The sequence below is a fragment of the Bacillus cereus group sp. MYBK5-2 genome (genome assembly GCF_051915685.1).
GTDB classification, from domain to species: Bacteria; Bacillota; Bacilli; order Bacillales; family Bacillaceae_G; genus Bacillus_A; species Bacillus_A cereus.
The window spans coordinates 1-1,189 of record NZ_JBQAFE010000038.1 but is presented as its reverse complement, the minus strand read 5'-3'; the positions used below and the strand labels follow the sequence as shown (position 1 = coordinate 1,189).

The window sequence follows — 1,189 nt, the reverse complement described above, 5'->3', positions numbered from 1 at the left end:
TATTTGAAGAACAAGTGGAACGTACACCTGACCACCTTGCGGTTGTGTTCGAAGATCAGCAGTTGACATACCGTGAACTGAATGAACGAGCAAATCAGTTGGCGCGAACGTTAAGGAAAGAAGGCGTACAGGCGGATCAATTAGTCGGAATTATTGCTAAACATAGTTTGGAGATGGTTATAGGAATCCTAGCTGTTAGTAAGGCAGGCGGGGCTTACGTACCAATTGATCCACAATATCCGGAGGAACGTATTCAATATGTGTTGAAGGATTCGAAAGCACGTATTGTATTAGTACACGGTGATGTACAGCCACCAATTTCTTATGACGGAGTCATTATTTCGCTGAGTGAGTCACAATCTTATGATAAGCAAAAAACAAACCTAGAACCAATTAGCCATGGTAAAGATCTAGCGTATGTAATTTATACATCCGGCTCAACAGGTAATCCGAAAGGTGTGTTAATTGAGCATCAAGGTTTAACCAATTATATTTGGTGGGCACGTGAGGTGTATGTACAAGGAGAGAAAACGAATTTCCCATTGTATTCATCAATTTCTTTCGATTTAACAGTAACGTCTGTCTTTACACCACTAGTAACAGGCAATACGATTTTAGTGTATGACGGTGAGGATAAGGCAGCTTTAATTCCAACGATTATGCAAGATTCACGCGTGGATATTATTAAATTAACTCCAGCTCATTTGCATATCTTAAAAGAAATGAATCTGGCAAAACACACTACTCTGAAAAAGATGATTGTTGGGGGAGAAAACTTAAGTGCTAAATTAGCACGAGACGTTAGTGAACAATCAAACGGTCGTATTTCTATTTATAACGAATATGGACCAACTGAAACGGTTGTAGGGTGTATGATTTATCGCTATGATCCAGCGGAAGACAGAAGGGAATATGTACCAATTGGGAAACCAGCTGCCAATACGGGCATTTATTTGTTGGATCAACAATTGAATTTAGTGCCAACAGGTGTGCAAGGAGAGTTGTATATCGCTGGTGATGGCGTGGCTAGAGGATATTTAAATCAACCGGAGTTAACGGCAGAAAAATTCGTGGAAAATCCTTTTATCCCAGGAGAACGCATGTATAGAACTGGTGATTTGGCAAAATGGTTACCAGATGGAAATATTGAGTATATTGGTAGAATCGATGACCAAGTGAAAATTCGAGG

Annotated in this window: 1 protein-coding gene; it reads left to right on the top strand. The window is 39.9% G+C overall.

Annotated features, from left to right (window positions below; all coding sequences use genetic code 11):
• Positions 1-1,189 (top strand): amino acid adenylation domain-containing protein (locus ACTFP3_RS30110; protein WP_193419113.1); only part of this gene is annotated, 1,189 nt, incomplete at both ends.